Raw genomic sequence first — 21,568 nt, 5'->3', positions numbered from 1 at the left:
GAACCCCGTACCGCATGTGGCCCGGGCGTCAGTTCGGCCGCTTCATCTGGCACGACGTCGGCTGCGCCGCGACGAACTGGTCGAGCGCGGCGTCGGTCTTCCAGCCATAACCAGTGTTTTCCTGGTCGAACTTGATGTCCTTGCCGTTGACCTTGGTCCACGTCGCAACGACCAGCGGCTGCTGCGCCTGGTGGTCGGTGTTACGCATCTCCACGGTGCCGTTCATGCTCTCCACCTTCATGCCTTCCAGCGCCTTGGCCACCTTGACCGGATCGGTCGAGCCGGTCTCCTTCATGGCCTTGGCCAGCATGGCGATGCCCGTGTACGAGGCCATCACGTAGAAGTCGTCGTTGTACTTCTTCTTGAAGCCCTCGACGATGTCGCCGCCGCGGAACGTCGGATTGTTCGGGTTGTAATAGCCGACGTACTTGACGTGTTCGGCGCCCGACGCGCCCATCGCCGTCGGCACGCCGGTGGTAGCCGCGTAGTAGGTGTAGTAGTTGACCGGCAGGCCGGCGTCCTTGCCGGCCTTGATCAGCAGCGCGAGGTCGCTGCCCCAGTTGCCGGTGATCACCGTGTCGGCGCCCGATGCCTTGATCTTGGCCGCGTACGGCGCGAAGTCCTTCACCTGCGCCAGCGGATGCAGGTCGTCGCCGACGATCTGGATGTCGGGACGCTTGCGCTTCAGGTAATCCTTCGCCGCGCGCGCCACCTGGTGGCCGAACGAATAGTTCTGGTTGATCAGGTAGACCTTCTTGACCGCCGGATCCTTGGCCAGGAACGTGGTCAGGGCCTCCATCTTCATATCCGAATTGGCGTCGAGACGGAAATGCCAGTAATTGCACTTGCTGTTGGTCATGTCCGGGTCCACCGCCGCGTAGTTCAGGTAGACGATTTCCTTGCCCGGATTGCGCTCGTTGTGCTTGGCCACCGCGTCTTCAAGTGCCAACCCCACCGACGATCCGTTGCCCTGGACGATATAGCGGATGTTCTGGTCGACCGCCTGCTTCAGGATCGTCAGGCTTTCCTGCGGGCTGAGCTTGTTGTCGAAGCCCACCACCTCGAACTTGTGCGCGCCGGCCCAGTTCTTCTGATTGGCGACATCGGCCACGTATTGCCAGCTCTTGAGCTGGTTCTGCCCGACCGGGGCCATCAGTCCCGACAGCGGATCGATGAAGGCGATCTTCACCGTATCGGCCGCCGCCACTCCCGAAACCAGCACGGAACCCAGAGCAACTACTGCTGCCACACCGTTTACCAGCGGACGCAACTTCGTCATACCTGTCTCCTTCACGTTATTGTGGTTGGCCGATAGCAGCCGCCAACGCCCTCCTCGCGCGGGCGGCAGCATATCCGGTCATTTCTTCAGGATCGAACCACCGCGACAGCCCGGCGCCGCTGCGACGCAGGCCGGTGCGGCTTCAGGCGGGCAGCCTGTAGTCCTTGAACTGTTCGCGCAGCTTCAGCTTCTGCATCTTGCCGGTTGCGGTCAGCGGAATCTCGGTCACGAACGCCACGTCGTCCGGAATCCACCATTTGGCCACCTTGCCCTCGAAGAAAGCCAGCAGTTCCTCGCGCGTGACATCCATGTTGGCGCGCTTGACCACCACCAGCAGCGGGCGCTCGTCCCATTTGGGGTGATAGGCGGAAATGCACGCGGCCATGTGCACCGCCGGATGCGCGGCGGCCACGTTCTCGACGTCGATCGACGAAATCCACTCGCCCCCCGACTTGATCACGTCCTTGCTGCGGTCCGTGATCTGCATGTAGCCTTCCTCGTCGATCGTGGCCACGTCCCCGGTCGGGAACCAGCCATCGACCAGCGGATTGTTGTCGTTGCGATAGTAGTGGTCGATGACCCACGGGCCGCGCACCAGCAAATCGCCGAACGCCTTGCCGTCCCAGGGCAATTCGTTGCCCTCGCCGTCGACGATCTTCATGTCGACGCCGTAGATCACGCGGCCCTGTTTTTCCAGGATCTTGTGGCGGGCATCCTCTGGCAGGTCCTTGTGTCGCGCCAGCAGCTTGCACGATGTGCCCAGCGGCGACATCTCGGTCATGCCCCAGGCGTGGATCACTTCCACGTCCAGCGCCTCGAGTGCGCGGATCATCGCCGGCGGCGCGGCGGAGCCGCCGATCACGGTGCGGCGGAAAGTCGAGAACTTGAGCTTGTTCGACTGCACATACTGCAGCAGGCCAAGCCACACCGTCGGCACGCCGGCGGAGAACGTTACGCCTTCCTGCTCGAACAATTCGTAAAGCGATGCGCCGTCGAGCCGGGCGCCCGGGAACACCAGCTTCGCGCCGACCAGCGGCACCGAATAAGGCAGACCCCATGCGTTGACATGGAACATCGGCACCACCGGCAGGATCACGTCCTTGGCCGAGCAGCCCAGTGCATCGGGCAGCGCCGACGCATAGGAATGCAGCACCGTCGAGCGGTGCGAATACAGCGCGCCCTTCGGATTGCCCGTGGTACCCGACGTATAGCAAAGGCTGGACGCCTGGTTCTCGTCGAGATCGGGCCACGTGTAGTCGCCGTCCTGCGCGTCGATCAGATCCTCGTAGCAGAGCAGCGGAACCTTTGGATCGACCGGCATGTGCGCGCGGTCGCTCATCATCACCCAGCCCTTCACGTTCGGGCAATGCGGCGCCACGCCTTCCACCAGCGGCAGGAACGTGGCATCGAAGAACACGTACTGGTCGTCGGCGTGATTGACGATGTAGGCGATCTGCTCGGGAAACAGCCGCGGATTGACGGTATGGCAGACCGCGCCCATGCCGGACACGCCGTAGTAGATCTCGAGGTGACGGTAGCCATTCCACGCCAGCGTGCCCACCCGGTCGCCCTGCTGCACGCCCAGCGCCCCCAGCGCCTGCGCCAGCTTGCGCGCGCGCAGCTCGCAGTCCCGATAGGTATAGCGATGCAGATCACCTTCGGTTCGCCGCGAGACGATTTCCGTGCTGCCGTAGTAGCGTGCAGCGTGCTTGATGATGGAGGAAATGAGCAGCGGCGCGCTCATCATTTGACCCATCAATGCCATGAAGCGGTCTCCCGTCTGATTGTCTCGATCAAGAAAAAGCGAACAACCGTGCTTATTTTCGGCCGATCGCCCTCATACGCTGCAGCACTCAAAAAACTCTGAACTTGTCGATGATGATGTTGGTGGACTGACGCGCAGCGGACCTCTCTCGGGAACCGTACGCGCGCCCTGCCATGCATGGGATTGATGTCCACCATATGCGTCGCTTTTTGATTGGTCTGCGAGCAGCGGACAACCCTTGGCCGACAGGGGAAAACCGGTGCAAGTACAATACTGCGAGCCCCGATGCGTCTCAATATGTCGTTTTCCCCTAGCGCCGTGCACTGCACGCCCGCGCGCGCAAATGGGACAAGCCCACGGACGCATCTTTTCGATCGCGAATACGCAGCCGCAACACAGGCCACGACACAGGCAGCCGCCCCCAATGCCCACCGAATCCGACACCGCACCGCCGCGCGCGGCCGCTCCCGTAGCCTTTCCCGTGCCGTTCAACACGACGCCCGGCATTGCCTCGCTTGGCGAGCGTTTCTTTACGCGCCTCGCGCCCACGCCGCTGCCGTCCCCGTACCTCGTCAGCGTGGCGCCCGCCGCCGCGGCGCTGCTGGGCTGGGATGAGCCGGGCCTGCAGGCCGCTTCCAGGGACCCGGCCTTCCTCGACACGTTCGTCGGCAACCTCGTACCCGATTGGGCCGACCCGCTGGCCACGGTCTATTCCGGGCACCAGTTTGGCGTCTGGGCCGGCCAGCTTGGCGATGGACGCGCGATTCGCCTCGCCCAGGCGGCCATGCCCGACGGCCCGTGGGAAATCCAGCTCAAGGGCGCGGGACTGACACCCTATTCGCGCATGGCCGATGGCCGTGCCGTGCTGCGCTCGTCGATCCGCGAATACCTGTGCTCCGAAGCGATGCATGCGCTGGGCGTGCCGACCACGCGCGCGTTGTCGATCGTCGGCTCCGATGCGCCGGTGCGGCGCGAAACCATCGAGACGTCCGCGGTGGTCACGCGGCTGGCGCCGAGCTTCCTGCGCTTCGGCCATTTCGAGCATTTCGCGGCGCGCGAGGATCATGCCTCGCTCCGGCAGCTCGCCGATTTCGTGATCGACAACTTCTATCCCGCATGCCGCGATGCGGCCAATCCATACCAGGCGCTGTTGCGCGAGGTTTCGCTGCTGACGGCGGACATGGTGGCGCACTGGCAGGCGGTGGGTTTTTGCCATGGCGTCATGAACACCGACAACATGTCGATCCTTGGCCTCACGATCGACTACGGCCCGTTCGGTTTCCTGGACGCCTTCGACGCCAATCACATCTGCAACCATTCCGACCAGCAGGGCCGCTACGCGTATAGCCAGCAGCCGCAAATCGCGTTCTGGAACCTGCATTGCCTGGCGCAGGCGCTGCTGCCACTGTGGCGCGATGCGTCGGCGGCCGACGCCGAGGCCGCCAAGAACGACGCGGTGGAGGCCGCGCGCGAAGCGCTCGATCCGTTCCGCGATCGCTACGCAGAGGCGTTTTTCCGCCACTATCGCGCCAAGCTTGGCCTGCGCGCCGCGCACGAACAGGACGAGGCGCTGATGACGGACCTGTTCCGCGTGCTGCACGCCAATCGCGTCGATTACACGTTGTTCTGGCGCGGCCTGGCGCAGGTGGATTCGCGCGATGGCGCGCACGATGCGCCGGTGCGGGACCTGTTCCTCGATCGTGCCGCCTGGGATGCGTGGGCCGCCGAATATCGCGCCCGGCTGCTGGCCGAACAATCGGACGACGCCGCGCGCAGGGTTGCAATGCTGCAAGTCAACCCGAAATACGTGCTCCGCAATCATTTGGCGGAAACCGCGATCCGCGCGGCGCGCGACAAGGATTTTTCCGAGGTGGACCGTCTGCTCGCCGTGCTGTCCAGGCCATTCGACGAGCAACCGGAAGCCGAGCACTATGCGGCCTTGCCGCCAGACTGGGCATCGGGGCTGGAAGTCAGCTGCTCGTCGTAGCAGCACCCCAAACCGCCTTGCACCCTCGACCACGAAACAGGAAGCGAGATGACCACCACCAAGACCGACGCCGAATGGCGTGAGCAGTTGTCCGATATCGAATACCGTGTGACGCGCGAAGCGGCCACCGAACGCCCCTTCACGGGCCGCTACTGGGACCACTGGGACCAGGGCATCTACCATTGCGTGGGCTGCGGCACGCCGCTGTTCGAATCGGCCACCAAGTTCGACGCCGGATGCGGCTGGCCGAGCTACTTCCGGCCCATCAACGGCGAGGTAATTTCCGAACATGTCGACCATACGCACGGCATGACGCGCGTGGAAGTGCGCTGCAAGGAATGCGGCAGCCACCTGGGACATGTGTTCGAGGACGGCCCCGCGCCAACCGGTTTGCGCTATTGCATCAACTCGGCTGCGCTAAAATTCGACGATCGCGATCCGGCCGACCGCGGGTGAAGCCACCCGCACCCGGGACGCCTCGTCCGATCCGCCACGCGGATCGCCAGCAAGCCCGGCCGTCGGCCGGTCTTGCCTATCAGCCCTGGCCCGCATGAAATTTCTCTTCGACCTCTTCCCGGTCATCCTGTTTTTCGTCGCTTTCAAGCTGTTCGGCATCTATCCGGCAACCGCCGTCGCCATCGGCGCCACGGTGCTGCAAATCGCCTGGGTGCGCTTCCGGCACGGCAAGGTCGAGCCGATGCAATGGGTCAGTCTGGCCATCATCGGTGTGTTCGGCGGCGCGACGATCGTGCTGCACAACGACACCTTCATCAAATGGAAGCCGACCGTGCTGTACTGGCTGTTCGCGGTCACGCTGATCGGCTCGGTGATCGGCTGGCGCAAGAATCTGATCCGCGCCATGATGGAAAAGCAGGTAACACTGCCCGATCCGATGTGGGGCCGGCTCAACACGGCCTGGGCCGTGTTCTTCGCTGCCATGGGCGCGCTGAACCTGTATGTCGCCTATCAGTTTTCCACCGACACGTGGGTCAACTTCAAGCTGTTCGGCAGCATGGGCCTGATGCTGGTGTTCATCGTGGCGCAAAGCATCTGGCTGTCGCGCCATATCCAGGAAACCCCTTCCCAGAACGGCCGTCCGGACTGACCGGCTGGCTTTCCGCCCTCACCCCATTTGCAAGGAATCCGGATGGCAGCCGATCCCGCCACCATCGAGGCGCTGCTCCGCGCAGCGCTGGCCCCCACACACCTGAACGTGCACGACGACAGCGCGGCCCATGCCGGGCACGCCGGAGCGGCGTCGGGCGGGGGACATTACAACGTCCTGATCGTCAGCGAGCGGTTCGCCGGGCATTCGCGCGTGACGCGCCATCGTATGGTGTATGATGCGCTGCGCGAACTGTTCCCCTCGCAAATCCATGCGCTGGCCGTCAGCGCATACACCGACCAAGAATATCAATCCCGCGAAGCATCACGCGACGCTACTCGCAACTCTCAGATCTGACTCCATGAAGACCACCGTCCTCTCGTTCAGCCTGGCGGCTGTGCTCGCTGCTGGCAGCCTGCCCGCAATCGCCCAGAACGCCGCCGTTGTGAATGGCAAGCCCATCCCGTCGGCCAAGGTGGACAAGCTGATTGCCGGAACCGGCCAGCCCTCCTCGCCGGAACTGCGCGACCGTGCCCGCACCATGCTGATCGACCGGGAACTGCTGCTGCAGGAAGCCAACAAGCGTGGCATCACGCAGCGCCCCGATATTCAGGAGCAACTGGAACAGGCACGCCTGAATGTGCTGGCCGGCGCGGTATTCGAGGACTACGTCCGCACCCACGGCGCCAACGACGACGAACTGCGCAAGCAATACGACAAGATCAAGTCGCAGTTCGGCAACGGCAAGGAATACCATGCCCGCCACATCCTCGTGGAGAAGGAAGCCGACGCCAAGGCGCTGATCGCCAAGATCAAGGCCGGCGCCAAGTTCGAGGACGTCGCCAAGGCTTCGTCGAAGGACACCGGATCGGCAGCCAATGGCGGCGACCTGGACTGGGCCAACAGCAGCAGCTACGTGCCCGAGTTCTCGGCCGCGATGACCGGCCTGAAGAAGGGTCAGATGACCGATACGCCGGTCAAGACGCAGTTTGGCTGGCACATCATCGAGCTGGTGGACACGCGCGACGCGAAGATCCCGTCGTTCGAGGAAGTGAAGCCGCAGTTGCAGCAGATGCTGATGGGCGACCAGGCCTGGCAGCGCGAGCAATTCCAGGCGATGATGAAGTCGATCAAGGACAAGGCAAAAATCCAGTAAGCGGTGTTGCACTGGACATGAAAACCGGCGCCACTGCGCCGGTTTTTTTATGCCCATTTGCCATCGTGCGGGCTTCGGCACACATCGACACTATTGCCTTGTTTTCTCGGCGCGTGGCTCTCGGTAATATCGAAGCCATCGTCCGGGGCCGCCGCGCCATCGGTGTCCAATCGGCAAAACGAGGAAATTTGAGTCATGGGCGTTACGAGCGGCTACTGGCAGATGTGGCACCTCTACTCCAGTGGCATCGTCTACTGCGCATTGGGGATGCCCCACATCGAATGCACCGGCTCGCGCTGGCGCCAGCTTCACCCCCACCTGCCCGCGCGCGACCGGTACGCGCAGTCCAAGTTGCTGCAAGCCACCATTGCCTTCATGGAAGTGCGCGGCGAGGTACCGGTGCCGCCGGGCTCGGACCGCCTGCGGCTGCTGTACTCGCGCTACCTGCCATGGAGCGCGCGCCAGCATGCCGAGCCGATCCGGCCCGTGGTGCAGCCGAACCCCGCCGCTTGAGATAACCGCGCCGACGGCGCTACCCGTGGGCACAAGCCGCGCAAGCCGCACGCCCACCTCCGCATCCGGACGAAAAAATGCCCGCCATTGCAGCGGGCATTTTTTCATCTCGGCGTGGGCCTGTCAGCCGACCCACTTGCGCGCGTTGCGGAACATGCGCATCCACGGGCTGCCGCCATCGGGAATGTCCTTCCACGCATCGGGCGCCCAGCTCATCGTGGCGGTTCGGAACACGCGTTCCGGGTGCGGCATCAGCGCGGTGAAGCGCCCATCGCCGGTGGTCACCGACGTAATGCCCTGCGGCGATCCATTCGGGTTGAGCGGATACGTCTGCGTCACCACGCCGCGGTTGTCGACGAACCGAAGCGCCACGTCGACCTTGCCGATATCGCCCTGCTGCGAGAAATCGGCAAACCCCTCGCCGTGCGCGACGGCGATCGGGATGCGGCTGCCTTCCATGCCGGCAAAGAAAATCGACGGCGACTGCTGCACTTCCACCGTCACGAAGCGCGCTTCGTACTGTTCCGACTGGTTGCGCGTGAACTTCGGCCATGCGCCGGCGCCCGGAATGATCGGGGCCAGGTTGCTCAGCATCTGGCAGCCATTGCACACGCCCAGCGCGAAGGTGTCCTGACGGTTGAAGAACGCGGCGAACTGCTCGGCCATCTGGCCATTGAACAGGATCGTCTTGGCCCAGCCCTCGCCCGCGCCCAGCACGTCGCCGTAGCTGAAACCGCCGCAGGCCACAAAGCCCTTGAAATCGGTCAGGTTGGCGCGGCCGGCGATCAAGTCGCTCATATGCACGTCGACCGTATCGAAGCCGGCCAGATCCATGCTGTAGGCCATTTCGATCTGCGAATTGACGCCCTGCTCGCGCAGGATGGCAACGCGCGGACGGCTGCCGCTGGCGATAAACGGCGCGGCGATGTCCTGCGCCGGATCGAACGTCAGCACCGGGCTGATGCCGGGATCGGCGGCGTCGAGCAAGAGGTTGTACTCGCTGTCCGCGCAGTCCGGATTGTCGCGCAGGCGCGCGATACGCCAGCTCACTTCGCTCCAGGTGCGCTGCAGGTCGGCCCGCGCGGCGCCGAACACCTTCTTGGCATCGCGATAGATCTCGATCTGGTCGTTGGCGTTGGGCTTGCCGATCACATGGCTGCAGGCCGAGAGCCCAGCCTCGCGCAGCACCGCGAACACCGCGTCGCGCTCCTCGGTGCGCACCTGGATCACGGCACCCAGTTCTTCCGAGAACAGCGCGCGCAGCGTGCGGTCGTTGCGCAGTTCGGCAACCTGTTGCGCCCAGTTCTTGGCGTCGCCGTAGTCCTGTTCCTGGTTCGGATCCAGCGTCAGCATGTCGACGTTCAGCGACACGCCGGTACGGCCGGCAAACGCCATTTCGGCCACCGCTGCCATCAGGCCGCCATCCGAGCGGTCGTGGTAGGCCAGCAGCTTGCCTGCGCGGTTCAGGCGCTGGATGACGTTGAAGAAATTCTTCAGGTCTTCCGGATTGTCGACGTCCGGCGCGCGATCGCCCACCTGCTGCGACACCTGCGCAAGGATGCTGCCGCCCATGCGGTTCTTGGCGCGGCCCAGATCGATGGCGATCAGCACGCTGTCGCCCAGGTCGGTGCGCAATTGCGGCGTCAGGGTCTTGTTGACGTCATCGACGGCAGCGAAAGCCGAAATGATCAGCGACACCGGCGCGACCACTTCCTTGTCGCCATCGGCATCGCTCCATTTGGTGCGCATCGACAGCGAATCCTTGCCCACCGGGATGCTGATGCCAAGCGCGGGGCACAGTTCCATGCCGACCGCGTGAACCGTGTCGTACAGTTTCGCGTCTTCGCCGGCCACGCCGCAGGCCGCCATCCAGTTGGCCGACAGCTTGACCTTGTCGAGGCTCTTTACCGGCGCGGCGGCCAGGTTCGTCAGCGCCTCGCCAACGGCCATGCGTCCCGAAGCCGGCGCGTCGATCACGGCCAGCGGGGTGCGCTCGCCCATCGTCATTGCCTCGCCGGCGCGGCCCTTATAGTCGAGCGTGGTCACCGCCACGTCGGCCACCGGCACCTGCCACGGTCCGACCATCTGGTCGCGCGCATTCATGCCGCCCACGGTCCGGTCGCCGATCGTGATCAGGAACGACTTGCTGGCCACGGTCGGATGACGCAGCACATCGCGCACCGCCTGTTCCAGCGAGATGCCGGTGACATCGACCGGCGGCAGTTCCTGCGCCACGCGCTGCACGTCACGGTGCATGCGCGGCGGCTTGCCCAGCAGCACGTCCATCGGCATGTCTACCGGATAGTGCTCCTTGAGCGCGGCGTCCACGCTGGCGTCCACCAGCTGCAACTGCTTTTCTTCCGTGGCGATGCCGACTACGGCGAACGGCGAGCGCTCGCGTTCGCACATGGCCTGGAAGCGCGGCAGGTCGTTCGGGGCGATCGCCAGCACGTAGCGCTCTTGCGACTCGTTGCACCAGATTTCCGCCGGCGACAGGCCGGATTCTTCCAGATGCACCTGGCGCAGGTCGAAGCGCGCGCCGCGGCCGGCGCCATCCACCAGTTCCGGGAAGGCGTTCGAAATACCGCCAGCGCCGACGTCGTGGATCGACAGGATCGGGTTGTCTTCGCCAAGCTGCCAGCAGGCGTTGATCACTTCCTGCGCACGGCGCTCCATTTCGGGGTTGCCGCGCTGCACGGAGTCGAAATCGAGATCGGCCGTGTTGGTGCCGGTCGCCATCGAGCTGGCGGCGCCGCCGCCCATGCCGATGCGCATGCCGGGTCCGCCCAGCTGGATCAGCAGCGTGCCCGGGGGCAGCGGGTTCTTGTGGGTGTGGTTCGCATCGATATTGCCGATGCCGCCGGCGATCATGATCGGCTTGTGATAGCCGCGCACGGTGCCGCCCACGTTCTGCTCGTAGACGCGGAAATAACCGCCCAGGTTGGCGCGGCCGAACTCGTTGTTGAACGCCGCGCCGCCGAGCGGCCCTTCGATCATGATCTGCAGCGGCGATGCGATGCGGTCCGGTTTGCCGGTCACGCGGGGCTTGTCGTCGGGATTGCGGTGCGCCACAGGCTGGGCCGCGTCGCGCGCGTTTTCCCACGCTTCGACCGCATCGGGCAGCATCAGGTTGGACACCGTAAAGCCCGTCAGGCCAGCCTTGGGCTTCGCGCCGCGGCCGGTCGCGCCTTCGTCGCGGATTTCGCCGCCAGCGCCAGTCGATGCGCCCGGGAACGGCGAGATCGCGGTCGGGTGGTTATGGGTTTCCACCTTCATCAGCGTGTGGGTCAGCGCTTCATGGCGACCGTACTTCTGGTCCGCGCCGCGCGGGAACCAGCGCTCGGCGACATCGCCTTCCATCACGGCCGAATTGTCCGAATAGGCGACGATCGAGCCCTGCGGATTCAACTGGTGCGTATTGCGGATCATCGCAAACAGCGATTTGTCCTGCGCAACGCCGTCGATGGTCCACGTGGCATTGAAGATCTTGTGGCGGCAATGCTCGCTGTTGGCCTGCGCGAACATCATCAGCTCGACATCGGTGGGATTGCGGCCGAGCTTGCCGTAATTCTCCAGCAGATAGTCGATTTCGTCCTCGGACAGCGCCAGACCCATCGCGGTGTTGGCCTCGACCAGCGCGCTGCGGCCAGCCGAAATGTCGACGAACTGCAGCGGCTTCGCAGGCAGCTCCTGGAACAGGCCGGCCGCCTCCTCGCGCGAGGCGACGACGGTTTCGGTCATGCGATCGAACAGGTGCGCGGCCACGGCGGCGCGCGTACCGGCGTCGAGCGACTTGCGGCCACGCAGCAGGCCCTTCTTGCAGATCACCGTGATCTCGATGCCGCGCTCGATGCGATGCACGTGCGTCAGGCCGCAGTTGTGGGCGATGTCGGTGGCCTTGCTGGCCCACGGCGAGATCGTGCCAAAACGCGGGATCACCACGAAGCGGTCGCCCTCGGTCTGGGCCGGGAACGGCGCGCCGTAGGTCAGCATGGCGCCGATGCGCGACTGATCTTCGGCGGAAAGCGGCGTGTCCGAATCGACAAAATGCACGAACTGGCCGTGCACGGATTCAATATCGGCGTCGATTTGTTGGAGAGCGGCAAGCAGGCGTTGCTGACGGAAGGCAGAAAGCGCCAAAGCGCCGGGGAAGCACGAGAAATGCGCCATGATCGGTACGGTCAGGAGGCGAAGGAGGGTCGGGGCAGGCGGCCGCCGACACTGCTGAATGGAATGCCGGCTGGCGGGAAGCCGCTATTGTACCTTGTTGCGGCCCGCTTTTTGCATTGCGCAATGAACCGGCGGAGATTGGCGAGGCGAAAACCGGCCGCCAACGCCCGCCGGTGGCGGATCCGGCGCCCGGCGCAGACCGCCGTGCGTGGCCGCAGACCGGCTTGCGGCGCCCTTCAGAGTGACGTTGCCGAGCGCGCGGCCTGCTCGTACAGGCCGGTCAGCACGCGCAGCAGGCGTGCCAGTTCGCCGATTTCGACGTTTTCTTCGCTGCCTTCGGTGAAATTGCTGGTCAGGCACTGCTCGCGGATCTCCCGGTATTTGGCGCACGCGGCGGCGCCGGCGACGGTGGTGGCGTAGGTGGCCTCCTTGCCGACGCGTTCGCCGGCCACCAGGTCCAGGCCGACGAGTTTCTTCAGCGAATACGTCACCAGATGTGTGTCCTCGACGTTGAGCACGAAGCAGATATCGGCCAGCCGCTTGGCGCGCCCGCGATGGTTCACATGGTGCAGCACCAGCACATCGAGGAAGGTCAGGTCGCGCACGCCGGCCGCGCCCATGCAGCGCACCACCCAGCGGCTGTAGGCGTTGTAGGCGGTATTCAGGCCGAATTCGAACTCGGACAATTCCGGACTGCGCACGGACACCAGATGCGAGGACGAGACGATGTTCACGCCTGGGGCGCGCGCTAGCGGCGCGGCCCGGCCGGCGCCGGCGTCGGATGCGGCGTCTGGCTGGCGGACCGGGGCGGGCTTGCGGGCCATGGAAATCTCCGTAGCTGAGACGAGGGGGTGACGATAGGAATGGCGATAGGTGAAAGCCCGAAGCGGCTTCGGGCAATTTCAGCTTGACAGTTTATCGGCGAATTATGAGCATGAATACCTTATTTCACCGAGGCAATGCGTGAATGCGGTCCGGTTCCGCGACGCCCTTCAGATGGTTAATCGCGCATGCTGCCTCACGCTGAATCACCGGAATCGCCCCAACCTCTCCAATCGCTGGAATCGCTGGAATCGCTTCACACCGCGCTGCGCACCGGCGTGGTCGACCGTGCCGGGCTGATCGCGCACGCCGCGGCGCGCGCGCAAAGCGAAGCCGGACGCGCGGTCTACCTGCACCAGACGTTCGCGGCCGCCAGCCAGGTGGCGCGCGCAGCCGATGCCGCCGCGGCTGCCGGCAAGCCTTTGCATCCGCTGGCCGGGCTGCCGGTTTCGATCAAGGATCTGTACGACGTGGCCGGCGAAGTCACGCGCGCTGCGTCGGCCGCGCGCCATGACGCCGCACCGGCCGCTGGGGACGCCACCGTCGTGGCGCGGCTACGCGCGGTCGGCGCGGCGTTGGTCGGCCGCACCAACATGACCGAATTTGCCTTCTCGGGCGTCGGCATCAATCCCCATTTCGGTACACCGGTGAACCCGTGCGACGCAGCCGTTGCACGCATTCCGGGCGGATCGTCGTCCGGCGCGGCAGTGTCGGTCGCCATCGGTTCGGCCGTCGCCGCGCTGGGCAGCGATACGGGCGGGTCGATCCGCATTCCCGCTGCGCTGTGCGGCATCACGGGCTACAAGCCCACGGCGCGCCGCGTGCCGCTTACCGGCGCCTACCCGCTGTCGTACACGCTGGACACCGCTTGCGCGATGGCGCGCACGCTGGCTGATTGCATTGCCGTCGACAGCGTAATCGCCGACGATGCGGTGATCCCCGCCGTGACCGCGCCTGCCGCGATCCGGCTGGCGATTCCGCGCCAGCTTGTGCTCGACGACCTCGACGAGACGGTGTCGCGCGCGTTCGACCGGGCCATGGGTCGGCTGTCGGCGGCAGGCGTGCGCATCGAGCACGTGGACATGCCGGAGCTGAACGAACTGGCCGCGCTCAATGCCGCGGGCGGTTTTTCCGCACCGGAAGCCTTCGCGCATCATCGAGCGCTGATTGCCACGCATCGTGATCGCTATGACCCACGCGTGCTGATGCGCATCGAGCGCGGCGCGCAGATGAGCGCGGCCGACTATATCGCCTTGCATCGCGCGCGGCTGGACTGGATTGCGCGCATGACCGCGCGACTGGCGCCGTTCGACGCGGTGGTGTGTCCCACGGTGCCGATGGTGGCGCCGCCGATCGCCCCGCTGGTGGCAGACGACGCGCTGTTCGTGCGCACCAACGGGCTGCTGCTGCGCAATACATCCGTGTTCAATTTTCTCGACGGCTGCTCGGTGTCGCTGCCGTGCCAGGCAAGCGACGAACTGCCGGTCGGGCTGATGCTCTCGCACGGGCCGATGCGCGACGCGCAACTATTGGGCACGGCCCTTGCATTGGAATCGATCGTTCAACCGTCACCGCGCGGGGGCTGAGCCACCTCCTTGCCGTGACCGCAGTACCGCGCCATGTCGCATACATCCGCGACCTGCGCGGCGGCAGTTCCAGGTAGTGCCAACCCGCGCGTACGGCCAGGCGCCCCGCGCAAAACACCAGGAGAGATCGAGATGCGAGTCAAGGCAACGGCAGTCGCGGCGGCGGCATTGCTGCTGGCCGCCACGGCGGCACGGGCGGATACCAAGTGGGACCTGCCGACCGGATATCCGGCCACCAATCTGCACACGGAAAACCTGCAGCAGATGGCCAACGATGTGGAAAAGGCCACGGGCGGCAAGCTCAAGATCGTCATCCATCCGAACGGCTCGCTGCTCAAGGCCAACGAGATCAAGCGCGGCGTGCAAACTGGCCAGGTGCAGATGGGCGAGATCCTGATGTCGCTGCTGGCCAACGAAAACCCGGTGTTTGGCGTCGATGCGGTGCCGTTCCTGGCCACCAGCTATGCGGAATCGTACAAGCTGTGGCAGGCGTCGAAGCCCGTCACCGACAAGGTTCTGGATCGCCAGGGCATGAAGCTGCTGTACGCCGTGGCTTGGCCGCCCCAGGGCATCTATGCCAACAAGCCGATCAACAGCGCCGCCGACATGAAGGGCCTCAAATGGCGCGCCTATAACCCGGCCACGTCGAAGATCGCCGAACTGGTCAGCGCCCAGCCCGTGACGATCCAGGCGGCCGATCTGGCCCAGGCGCTGGCCACCGGCACCGTCAACTCCTTCATGTCGTCGGGCGCGACCGGCGTGGACACCAAGGTGTGGGAGTCGGTCAAGTATTTCTACACCGTCGATGCCTGGCTGCCCAAGAACATGCTGGTGGTCAGCAAGAAGGCCTTCAACGCGCTCGACAAACCCACCCAGGATGCGCTGCTCAAGGCAGTGGCCGATGCGGAAAAGCGCGGCTGGCAGGTTTCCGAGCAGAAGACCCGCGACTATCTCGCCACGCTTGCGAAGAACGGCATGACGGTGGCGCCGCCCTCCGCCCAGCTCAAGACCGACATGCAGAAGGTGGGCGACACCATGGTCGGCGACTGGGCAAAAAGCGCGGGCGAGGACGGCAAGGCCATCCTGGACGCCTATCGCAAGTAATCCCGCCCGGCAGGGTAGTCATCGGCCCGGTCCAGCCGCGCGCGCCTCGCGCCCGCGCCGACCGGGTTCCCTCGTGTTGGCTGTGCCGCATTACAGGTAGCCTGTTACCGATATGGAAGCCCCCCTCCTTCGCAAGCGATGGCTCGACCATCTGCTTGACCTGTTCGCCGTGCTCGGCGCCCTTTGCATCCTTGCGGTCTGCATCATGATGATCGCGATGTCGGTCTCGCGTGAGACGCTGATCGTCCTGAAGGGCGGCGACGACATCGTGGCGTGGCTGTGCGCCGCGTCCGCATTCCTCGTGCTCGGCCAGACGTTCCAGCACGGCGGCATCGTGCGCGTGGAAATGATGCTCGACGCCGTCGGACCCCGTCGCCGCTGGGTGCTGGAAGCGCTGTCGCTGTCGATCTGCCTGGTGTTCGCCGCGTACGCCACCTGGGCGCTTGGCACGTTCGCGTGGCAGAGCTGGGACATCGGCGATGTTTCCCAGGGCCAGATCGTGATTCCACTCTGGATGCCGCAAAGCTTCGCGGTACTGGGCGCCGTCGGCTTCATGCTGGCGGTCGGCGACGAATGGCTGCGCGTGATGCGCCGCCGCAAGCCGCGCTATCAGTTGGCGCAGGAAGCCAAACTCGCCGCGGGTGACTTCGGGGAGACCGTCTGATGAGCACGATACTTGTTGCGCTGGTCCTGCTGCTGGTGATGATCGTCTTCCTGGCGATCGGCGCGTGGATCCCCGTGGCGATCGCCGTCACGTCATGGGTGGGCCTGGTGGTCTTTTCCGATCACGATGCGCTGGTCAACCTGGCCAATGCGTGGTGGTCGTCCAGCGCGTCGTACACGCTGGCATCGCTGCCGTTATTCGTGTGGATGGGCGAAATCCTGTTTCGCACCAAGCTGTCGGAACAGATGTTCAACGGCCTGTCGCCGTGGCTGAACTGGCTGCCCGGACGCCTGATGCATGTGAACATCCTGGGCTGCGGCATCTTCGGGTCGGTGTCGGGCTCATCGGCGGCCACCTGCGCCACCATCGCCAAATCCGCCCTGCCCGAACTGACGCGGCGCGGCTACGATGAGCGCGTCACGCTGGGATCGCTGTCGTGCGCGGGCACGCTCGGCATCCTGATCCCGCCGTCGATCACCATGGTGGTGTACGCGGTCTCGGCCGATGTGTCGATCATCCGCGTGTTCCTGGCCGGCTTCCTGCCCGGGCTGCTGCTGATGCTGCTGTTCTCCGGCTATATCGTGGTGTGGGCGCTGATGAATCCGGACCGGACGCCCGCAGCCGAAACCTTCGGCTGGCGCGCGCGCATGGCGTCGATCAGGCAACTGATGCCGTGCATCATCCTGATCGCGTTCATCACGTGGATCATGGTGGCCGGCTATTCCACCGCCACCGAGGCCGCGGCCTACGGCGTGGTGGCGTCGCTGGCGCTGGCCTGGGCGGGCGGGTCGCTGACGCGCAAGGCCTTCTGGGAAAGCCTGATGTCGGCCACGCGGTTGACCGCGATGATCATGTTCGTGCTGGGCGCCACGTCATTCCTGTCGGTCACAATGAGCTTCACGGGGATTCCGCGGGCGCTGGCCGAATGGGTGGCCGCGCTGCACCTGTCGCCCTGGGCGCTAATCGCGGTGCTGACGGTGATCTATATCCTGCTGGGCACGGCACTGGACGGCATTTCGATGATCGCGCTCACCACCGCCACGGTCCTGCCGATGGTGCAGGCGGCCGGCTTCGATCTGGTATGGTTCGGCATCTTCATCGTGCTGCTGGTGGAGATTGCCGAGGTGACGCCGCCAGTCGGCTTCAACCTGTTCGTGCTCCAGAGCATGACCGGCAAGGACAGCAACTACATTGCGCGCGTGTCGTTGCCGTTCTTCATGATGATGGTGCTTGCCATCGCCATCGTCACCGTCTGGCCGGCCGTGGTCACGTGGCTGCCCGACGTGGTGATGGCCAAGGAGATCAAGTAGCCAAATAGCAAGTAGCAGCCACGCGCGGCACATCGACAGGGATCACCCAACCCCATGCACGTCATCGTGATCGGTGCCGGCGCCATCGGCGTCAGCACCGCGTGGTATCTGCGCCAGGCGGGTTTCGACGTCACCGTGCTGGAGCGGCGCGGCGCGCCCGCGCAGGAAGCCAGCTTCGGCAATGCCGGTGTGATCGCCCCCGGCTACGTGACGCCATGGGCCGCGCCCGGCATGCCGGGCAAGATCCTGCGCGCGATCTTCGCGCGGGAATCGCCCGTGCTGTTCCGGCCCAGCGCCGATCCCGCGATGTGGCAATGGATCGCCCGCTGGCTGCGCGAATGCCAGCTTGAACGCTACCGCGCCAACAAACTGCGCATGCAGCGCCTGGCGTTCTACAGCCGCACTTGCCTGCACGCGTTGCGCGCCGAACTGGCAATCGAATACGAACAGTCGCGCGGCTATCTGCAGTTGTTCCGCGCGCAGAAGGATCTCGACCTCGCCGGCCCGGCGCTGGCGTTGCTGCGCGAAAACAAGGTGCCGCATCGTCTGGTGGACGCGGTCGGCTGCCGGCAGATCGAGCCAGGCCTGACCACCGACACGCCGCTGGCAGGCGGGCTGCATCTGCCCGACGACGAATCGGGAAACTGCCCGATGTTTGTGCGTCGGCTGCACCAGCATGCCGAAGCCGCCGGCGTGCGATTCCGCTTCCACGCCGATGTGGCGCGGCTGCGTGTGGGCGCGGGGTCGGCGTTGCAGGTGGAACTGACGCCCGCGCATCCCGGCATAACTGCCGAAACGCTCGTCGCCGACCGCGTGGTGATGGCCGCCGGTGTCGGCAGCGCGCGCCTGCTGCGCCCGCTGGGACTTCGGCTGCCGCTGTATCCGGTCAAGGGTTACTCGGCCACGGTCATGGTGCGCGACGAACTGCAAGCGCCGCTCGGTGCGCTGATGGACGAATCGTTCAAGGTAGCCATTACGCGCCTGGGCAACCGCCTGCGCGTGGCCGGCACGGCTGAACTGGGCTCGCGCAAACTGGATCTGCGGCCGGCCGCACTGAATACGCTGATCCGGGTGGCGCGCGACTGGTTTCCAGTCGCCGGACACTACCAGGAAGCGACACTTTGGGCAGGCGCCCGCCCGATGCTGCCGGACGGTCCGCCAGTCATCGGCGCGACGCGCATCCGCGGTCTTTTCCTGAATCTGGGCCACGGATCGACGGGCTGGGCGATGAGCTGCGGATCGGGCAAAATTGCCGCAGACCAGATTGCCGCCAGCGCTGGCCAGGGCGACGGGCCCGCCATCGACATGGAGGGCCTGACGCCGGCGCGCTATCGGCTGGCACCCGAGTCATCCGACACATGAATACCACCGCGCCCCCCTCTTCCGCTTCCAACCCGGCGCCGGACGCCGCATCGGCTTGGACCACGCTCGACGCCGCCGGCCGCGAACCGACGCCGCTGTACGACGTCGCAACGATCCGGCGCGTCGAACACGCGGGGCTGGCCGCGACGCCTGCGTTCACGCTGATGTCGCGCGCCGGCGCCGCGGCCGCCGAGTGGGTCGGCCAGCATGTCCCGCACGGACGCATCCTGTTTCTTGCGGGACAAGGCAACAATGGCGGCGACGCCCTCGTTGCGGCGACGCGCCTGCATCAGGCCGGGCGGCTGGTGGAAGCCTGGCTCGTGGCCGATCCTGACCGTCTGCCCGACGACGCCGCGCGTGCGTGGCTGGAGGCGCGCACGGCCGGCGTGCCCCTGCTGGTCATGCATGACGATCCCGACGCGGCGCTGCCGCCCTGGCCGTCCGGCTGCGCCGCAGTGGTCGACGGACTGCTCGGCATCGGACTCAACCGCCCGGCCGACGGCAGCATGGCGCGCTGGATCGATCATCTGAACCACGCGCATCTGCCCGTCTATGCGCTGGACATCCCAAGCGGGCTTTTTGCCGATACCGGCGCGGGCCACCCTGCCATTCGCGCACACCGCACGCTGACGTTTCTGGCGGCCAAGCCGGGCCTGCTGACGCTTGACGGCCGCGATTGCGCGGGCAAAATCGACATCGCGCCACTTGGCCTCGACTATCCCCCGGCAGAGCTGCCGGCCGCGGTCGTCAACCAGCCTGGCGGGTTCGACGCAACGCTGCCGCGGCGCGAACATTCGGCCAACAAGGGCCGGTTCGGCAGCCTGGCGGTGATCGGCGGCAATCTGGGCATGACGGGCGCGCCGTTGCTCGGTGCGCGCGCAGCGCTGCAGCTCGGCGCCGGTCGCGTTCATATCGGATTTCTCGCCCAGCCCGCGCCGTTGATCGATCCGATTCACCCGGAACTGATGCTGCATCCGGTGTCCGACCTTGCGCTCGACACCATGTCGGCGTTCGTGGTCGGTCCCGGCATGGGCAGCGGCGGCGTGGCGCGCAAGCTGCTGGCGCAAGTGATCGACGTTTGCGCCAATGCACAGCCTGGCTTGCCGATGGTGCTCGATGCCGACGCGCTGAATCTGCTGGCCGGCAACGCGGCGCTGGCTGAACAGTTGCGCGACAGCGGCGTGGACATCGTCATGACCCCACATCCGCTCGAAGCCGCGCGGCTGCTGGGCAGCGACGTTGCAACGGTGCAGCGCGACCGGCTGGTCAGCGCCCGCGCCTTGGCCGTCCAATGGCGCGCGACGGTCGTACTGAAGGGCTCAGGCACGGTGATCGCCACCGCGGACAACGCCCCGCCCGCCATCAATCCCACCGGCAATGCGGGGCTTTCCACCGCTGGCACCGGCGACGTGCTGGCGGGCATGATCGGTGCGCTGCTGGCCCAGGGCATGCCGATCGTCGCGGCGTCACGCGCGGCGGTGTGGATACATGGCCGCGCCGCCGATCGGCTGGTCGCTGAAGGCATCGGGCCGGCCGGCCTGACGGCCAGCGAGCTGTACCAGCCGGCCCGCGCCATCTTCAACGCGCTGCTGCAAGGCGACGCAGCGTGAACCCATCGGCCACGGCAGCCAGTGGCATGGACACCCGCCGGCGCCTGCTGACGGGCATCGCGCTGCTGGTCGTGGGCCAATGGATCCTGAGCCTGCTCGACGCCACGGGCAAGACGCTGACCCAGCAGGGGCTGCCCGTGGTCGCCGTGGCGTGGGTGCGCTATCTGGGCCATGTGGTGGCGATTTTCCTGCTGCTTGGCCCGGCGCGCTGGCAGCAGCAGTCGCGTCCCGCACAGCCTCGGCTCCAGTGGCTGCGCGGCGCACTAATGCTGGCTTCGACGCTGGTATTTTTCAGCGTGTTGCGCCTGATGCCGCTGGCCACTGCAACGGCGCTCAATTTCTGCGCGCCGCTGATCGTGGTCGCGCTGTCGCCGTGGCTGCTTGGCGAACGCCCAGGGCTGCATGCGCGCTGGACGCGGTGGCTTGGCGTCGGCATCGGCTTTGCGGGGATGGTGGTGGTGGTGCGCCCCGGCGGCGAACTCGATGCGTTCGGCGTGGGCCTGGGTCTGTTGTCGGCGCTGCTGTTCGCCTTGCTGCAGATGCTGACCCGACGCATCGCCGCACATGATGCGCCGATGACCACGCTGATCCAGAGCGGCGTGACCGGCGCCGCACTGACCACGGTGCTGGTCCCATTCTTCTGGTTCGAGGCAGTTCCCACCGTTACCCAGGGCATGTTGCTGCTGTCGGCCGGGCTGACTGGATCGATCGGGCACTACTTCGTGATCCGCGCGTTCCAATACGCCGATGCATCGTTTCTCAGTCCCTTCCTGTATCTGCAGATCCTCTCGGCAACGGCCATCGGCTATCTGGCCTTCGGCCATCTGCCCGACTGGACCACCGCCATCGGCATCGGCATCATCTGCGCAGGTGGCGTCTGCGTGGCGGGAGGCGAGCCGCTGTTGCGACGCATTGCCGCGCGCCTGCAGCGCTGAGGCGCCCGCCCGCGCACAAATCCCAATTCCCACGCGCCCGTCGGACATCGCCCGATACGACGCCGTACCGCGGCCTGCTACCGTTTGGGAGGACGTCGCAAGCAGCGTTACGATTTGCTGCCTTATCCCGTTATTGGGATCACATTGAGGCGATATACTTGCAACCGGCCCATCCCCCTGGGCATATTCCCGATTCTCAG

Annotated in this window: 17 protein-coding genes; 13 read left to right on the top strand and 4 right to left on the bottom strand. The window is 65.7% G+C overall.

Going from position 1 to position 21,568, the window contains the following annotated elements; translation table 11 throughout:
• Window positions 1-28: 28 nt before the first annotated feature.
• Together F7R19_RS00600 and F7R19_RS00595 are read right to left on the bottom strand one after the other, a co-directional pair.
• Window positions 29-1,279 carry a branched-chain amino acid ABC transporter substrate-binding protein gene (locus F7R19_RS00600; protein WP_061957767.1) on the bottom strand — a complete coding sequence of 417 codons (1,251 nt, stop codon included), beginning with the start codon at window positions 1,277-1,279 and terminating at the stop codon, window positions 29-31.
• A gap of 142 nt (window positions 1,280-1,421) precedes the next feature.
• Entirely contained in the window at window positions 1,422-3,044 is a 1,623-nt protein-coding gene (locus F7R19_RS00595; RefSeq protein WP_150979018.1) for a 3-(methylthio)propionyl-CoA ligase, read from the bottom strand.
• A gap of 424 nt (window positions 3,045-3,468) precedes the next feature.
• Between F7R19_RS00595 and F7R19_RS00590 the strand changes: the two genes are divergently transcribed.
• The 6 genes from F7R19_RS00590 to F7R19_RS00565 all read left to right on the top strand — a co-directional run bounded on the left by F7R19_RS00590 (window position 3,469) and on the right by F7R19_RS00565 (window position 7,805).
• On the top strand, window positions 3,469-5,031 hold the full coding sequence (locus F7R19_RS00590) for a protein adenylyltransferase SelO (RefSeq protein WP_150979017.1): 1,563 nt from the start codon (window positions 3,469-3,471) through the stop codon (window positions 5,029-5,031).
• Between the two features lie 48 nt (window positions 5,032-5,079).
• Window positions 5,080-5,487 (top strand): peptide-methionine (R)-S-oxide reductase MsrB, encoded by a 408-nt coding sequence (msrB, locus tag F7R19_RS00585; RefSeq protein WP_061957770.1) that lies wholly within the window; start codon window positions 5,080-5,082, stop codon window positions 5,485-5,487.
• Window positions 5,488-5,581: 94 nt separating this feature from the next.
• On the top strand, window positions 5,582-6,136 hold the full coding sequence (locus F7R19_RS00580; RefSeq protein WP_061957771.1) for a septation protein A: 555 nt from the start codon (window positions 5,582-5,584) through the stop codon (window positions 6,134-6,136).
• Between the two features lie 42 nt (window positions 6,137-6,178).
• Window positions 6,179-6,493 carry a BolA family protein gene (locus tag F7R19_RS00575; RefSeq protein ID WP_061957772.1) on the top strand — a complete coding sequence of 105 codons (315 nt, stop codon included), beginning with the start codon at window positions 6,179-6,181 and terminating at the stop codon, window positions 6,491-6,493.
• Between the two features lie 4 nt (window positions 6,494-6,497).
• The gene (locus F7R19_RS00570; RefSeq protein WP_061957773.1) at window positions 6,498-7,292 is read left to right on the top strand and encodes a peptidylprolyl isomerase; all 795 of its coding nucleotides are present in this window, start codon (window positions 6,498-6,500) and stop codon (window positions 7,290-7,292) included.
• A gap of 195 nt (window positions 7,293-7,487) precedes the next feature.
• Window positions 7,488-7,805, top strand: coding sequence for a hypothetical protein (locus F7R19_RS00565; protein WP_061957774.1), 318 nt, complete (start codon window positions 7,488-7,490; stop codon window positions 7,803-7,805).
• A 123-nt stretch (window positions 7,806-7,928) separates the two neighbouring features.
• On the opposite strand, the gene purL is transcribed toward F7R19_RS00565, so the two are convergent.
• Window positions 7,929-11,975: a phosphoribosylformylglycinamidine synthase gene (gene purL / locus F7R19_RS00560; RefSeq protein ID WP_150979016.1), complete on the bottom strand. Its 4,047-nt coding sequence runs from the start codon at window positions 11,973-11,975 to the stop codon at window positions 7,929-7,931.
• A gap of 236 nt (window positions 11,976-12,211) precedes the next feature.
• A complete protein-coding gene (locus tag F7R19_RS00555) occupies window positions 12,212-12,799 on the bottom strand; it encodes a winged helix DNA-binding protein (RefSeq protein ID WP_061957776.1) in 588 nt (195 codons plus the stop codon).
• Window positions 12,800-12,985: 186 nt separating this feature from the next.
• Between F7R19_RS00555 and F7R19_RS00550 the strand changes: the two genes are divergently transcribed.
• From F7R19_RS00550 to F7R19_RS00520, 7 genes are all read left to right on the top strand, one after another.
• On the top strand, window positions 12,986-14,383 hold the full coding sequence (locus F7R19_RS00550) for an amidase (protein WP_150979015.1): 1,398 nt from the start codon (window positions 12,986-12,988) through the stop codon (window positions 14,381-14,383).
• A 132-nt stretch (window positions 14,384-14,515) separates the two neighbouring features.
• Entirely contained in the window at window positions 14,516-15,487 is a 972-nt protein-coding gene (locus tag F7R19_RS00545; protein ID WP_061957778.1) for a TRAP transporter substrate-binding protein, read from the top strand.
• A 112-nt stretch (window positions 15,488-15,599) separates the two neighbouring features.
• Window positions 15,600-16,151, top strand: a complete 552-nt coding sequence (locus F7R19_RS00540; protein ID WP_061957779.1) for a TRAP transporter small permease subunit — start codon at window positions 15,600-15,602, stop codon at window positions 16,149-16,151.
• A complete protein-coding gene (locus tag F7R19_RS00535; protein WP_061957780.1) occupies window positions 16,151-17,461 on the top strand; it encodes a TRAP transporter large permease in 1,311 nt (436 codons plus the stop codon). Before F7R19_RS00540 ends, F7R19_RS00535 begins: the two co-directional genes overlap by 1 nt.
• Window positions 17,462-17,515: 54 nt before the next feature.
• Window positions 17,516-18,823: a D-amino acid dehydrogenase gene (locus F7R19_RS00530; RefSeq protein WP_150979014.1), complete on the top strand. Its 1,308-nt coding sequence runs from the start codon at window positions 17,516-17,518 to the stop codon at window positions 18,821-18,823.
• Window positions 18,820-20,433 carry an NAD(P)H-hydrate dehydratase gene (locus tag F7R19_RS00525; protein ID WP_150979013.1) on the top strand — a complete coding sequence of 538 codons (1,614 nt, stop codon included), beginning with the start codon at window positions 18,820-18,822 and terminating at the stop codon, window positions 20,431-20,433. The genes F7R19_RS00530 and F7R19_RS00525 overlap by 4 nt, the downstream gene beginning before the upstream one ends.
• Window positions 20,430-21,368, top strand: coding sequence for a DMT family transporter (locus F7R19_RS00520; protein ID WP_223505714.1), 939 nt, complete (start codon window positions 20,430-20,432; stop codon window positions 21,366-21,368). The genes F7R19_RS00525 and F7R19_RS00520 overlap by 4 nt, the downstream gene beginning before the upstream one ends.
• Window positions 21,369-21,568 lie beyond the last annotated feature (200 nt).

The organism is Cupriavidus pauculus (assembly GCF_008801835.1).
Taxonomy (GTDB): domain Bacteria; phylum Pseudomonadota; class Gammaproteobacteria; order Burkholderiales; family Burkholderiaceae; genus Cupriavidus; species Cupriavidus pauculus.
The sequence above is the reverse complement of the archived record's forward strand: the minus strand, read 5'-3'. Positions and strand labels throughout refer to the sequence as shown.

What these genes read in the sequence shown, in the direction of transcription:
- F7R19_RS00590 (WP_150979017.1), top strand. Translation starts at nt 3,469, where the DNA reads ATGCCCACCGAATCCGACACCGCACCGCCGCGCGCGGCCGCTCCCGTA.
- F7R19_RS00595 (WP_150979018.1), bottom strand. Translation starts at nt 3,044, where the DNA reads ATGGCATTGATGGGTCAAATGATGAGCGCGCCGCTGCTCATTTCCTCC.
- F7R19_RS00525 (WP_150979013.1), top strand. Translation starts at nt 18,820, where the DNA reads ATGAATACCACCGCGCCCCCCTCTTCCGCTTCCAACCCGGCGCCGGAC.
- purL (WP_150979016.1), bottom strand. Translation starts at nt 11,975, where the DNA reads ATGGCGCATTTCTCGTGCTTCCCCGGCGCTTTGGCGCTTTCTGCCTTC.
- F7R19_RS00575 (WP_061957772.1), top strand. Translation starts at nt 6,179, where the DNA reads ATGGCAGCCGATCCCGCCACCATCGAGGCGCTGCTCCGCGCAGCGCTG.
- F7R19_RS00565 (WP_061957774.1), top strand. Translation starts at nt 7,488, where the DNA reads ATGGGCGTTACGAGCGGCTACTGGCAGATGTGGCACCTCTACTCCAGT.
- F7R19_RS00545 (WP_061957778.1), top strand. Translation starts at nt 14,516, where the DNA reads ATGCGAGTCAAGGCAACGGCAGTCGCGGCGGCGGCATTGCTGCTGGCC.
- F7R19_RS00540 (WP_061957779.1), top strand. Translation starts at nt 15,600, where the DNA reads ATGGAAGCCCCCCTCCTTCGCAAGCGATGGCTCGACCATCTGCTTGAC.
- msrB (WP_061957770.1), top strand. Translation starts at nt 5,080, where the DNA reads ATGACCACCACCAAGACCGACGCCGAATGGCGTGAGCAGTTGTCCGAT.
- F7R19_RS00550 (WP_150979015.1), top strand. Translation starts at nt 12,986, where the DNA reads ATGCTGCCTCACGCTGAATCACCGGAATCGCCCCAACCTCTCCAATCG.
- F7R19_RS00535 (WP_061957780.1), top strand. Translation starts at nt 16,151, where the DNA reads ATGAGCACGATACTTGTTGCGCTGGTCCTGCTGCTGGTGATGATCGTC.
- F7R19_RS00600 (WP_061957767.1), bottom strand. Translation starts at nt 1,279, where the DNA reads ATGACGAAGTTGCGTCCGCTGGTAAACGGTGTGGCAGCAGTAGTTGCT.
- F7R19_RS00580 (WP_061957771.1), top strand. Translation starts at nt 5,582, where the DNA reads ATGAAATTTCTCTTCGACCTCTTCCCGGTCATCCTGTTTTTCGTCGCT.
- F7R19_RS00570 (WP_061957773.1), top strand. Translation starts at nt 6,498, where the DNA reads ATGAAGACCACCGTCCTCTCGTTCAGCCTGGCGGCTGTGCTCGCTGCT.
- F7R19_RS00555 (WP_061957776.1), bottom strand. Translation starts at nt 12,799, where the DNA reads ATGGCCCGCAAGCCCGCCCCGGTCCGCCAGCCAGACGCCGCATCCGAC.
- F7R19_RS00530 (WP_150979014.1), top strand. Translation starts at nt 17,516, where the DNA reads ATGCACGTCATCGTGATCGGTGCCGGCGCCATCGGCGTCAGCACCGCG.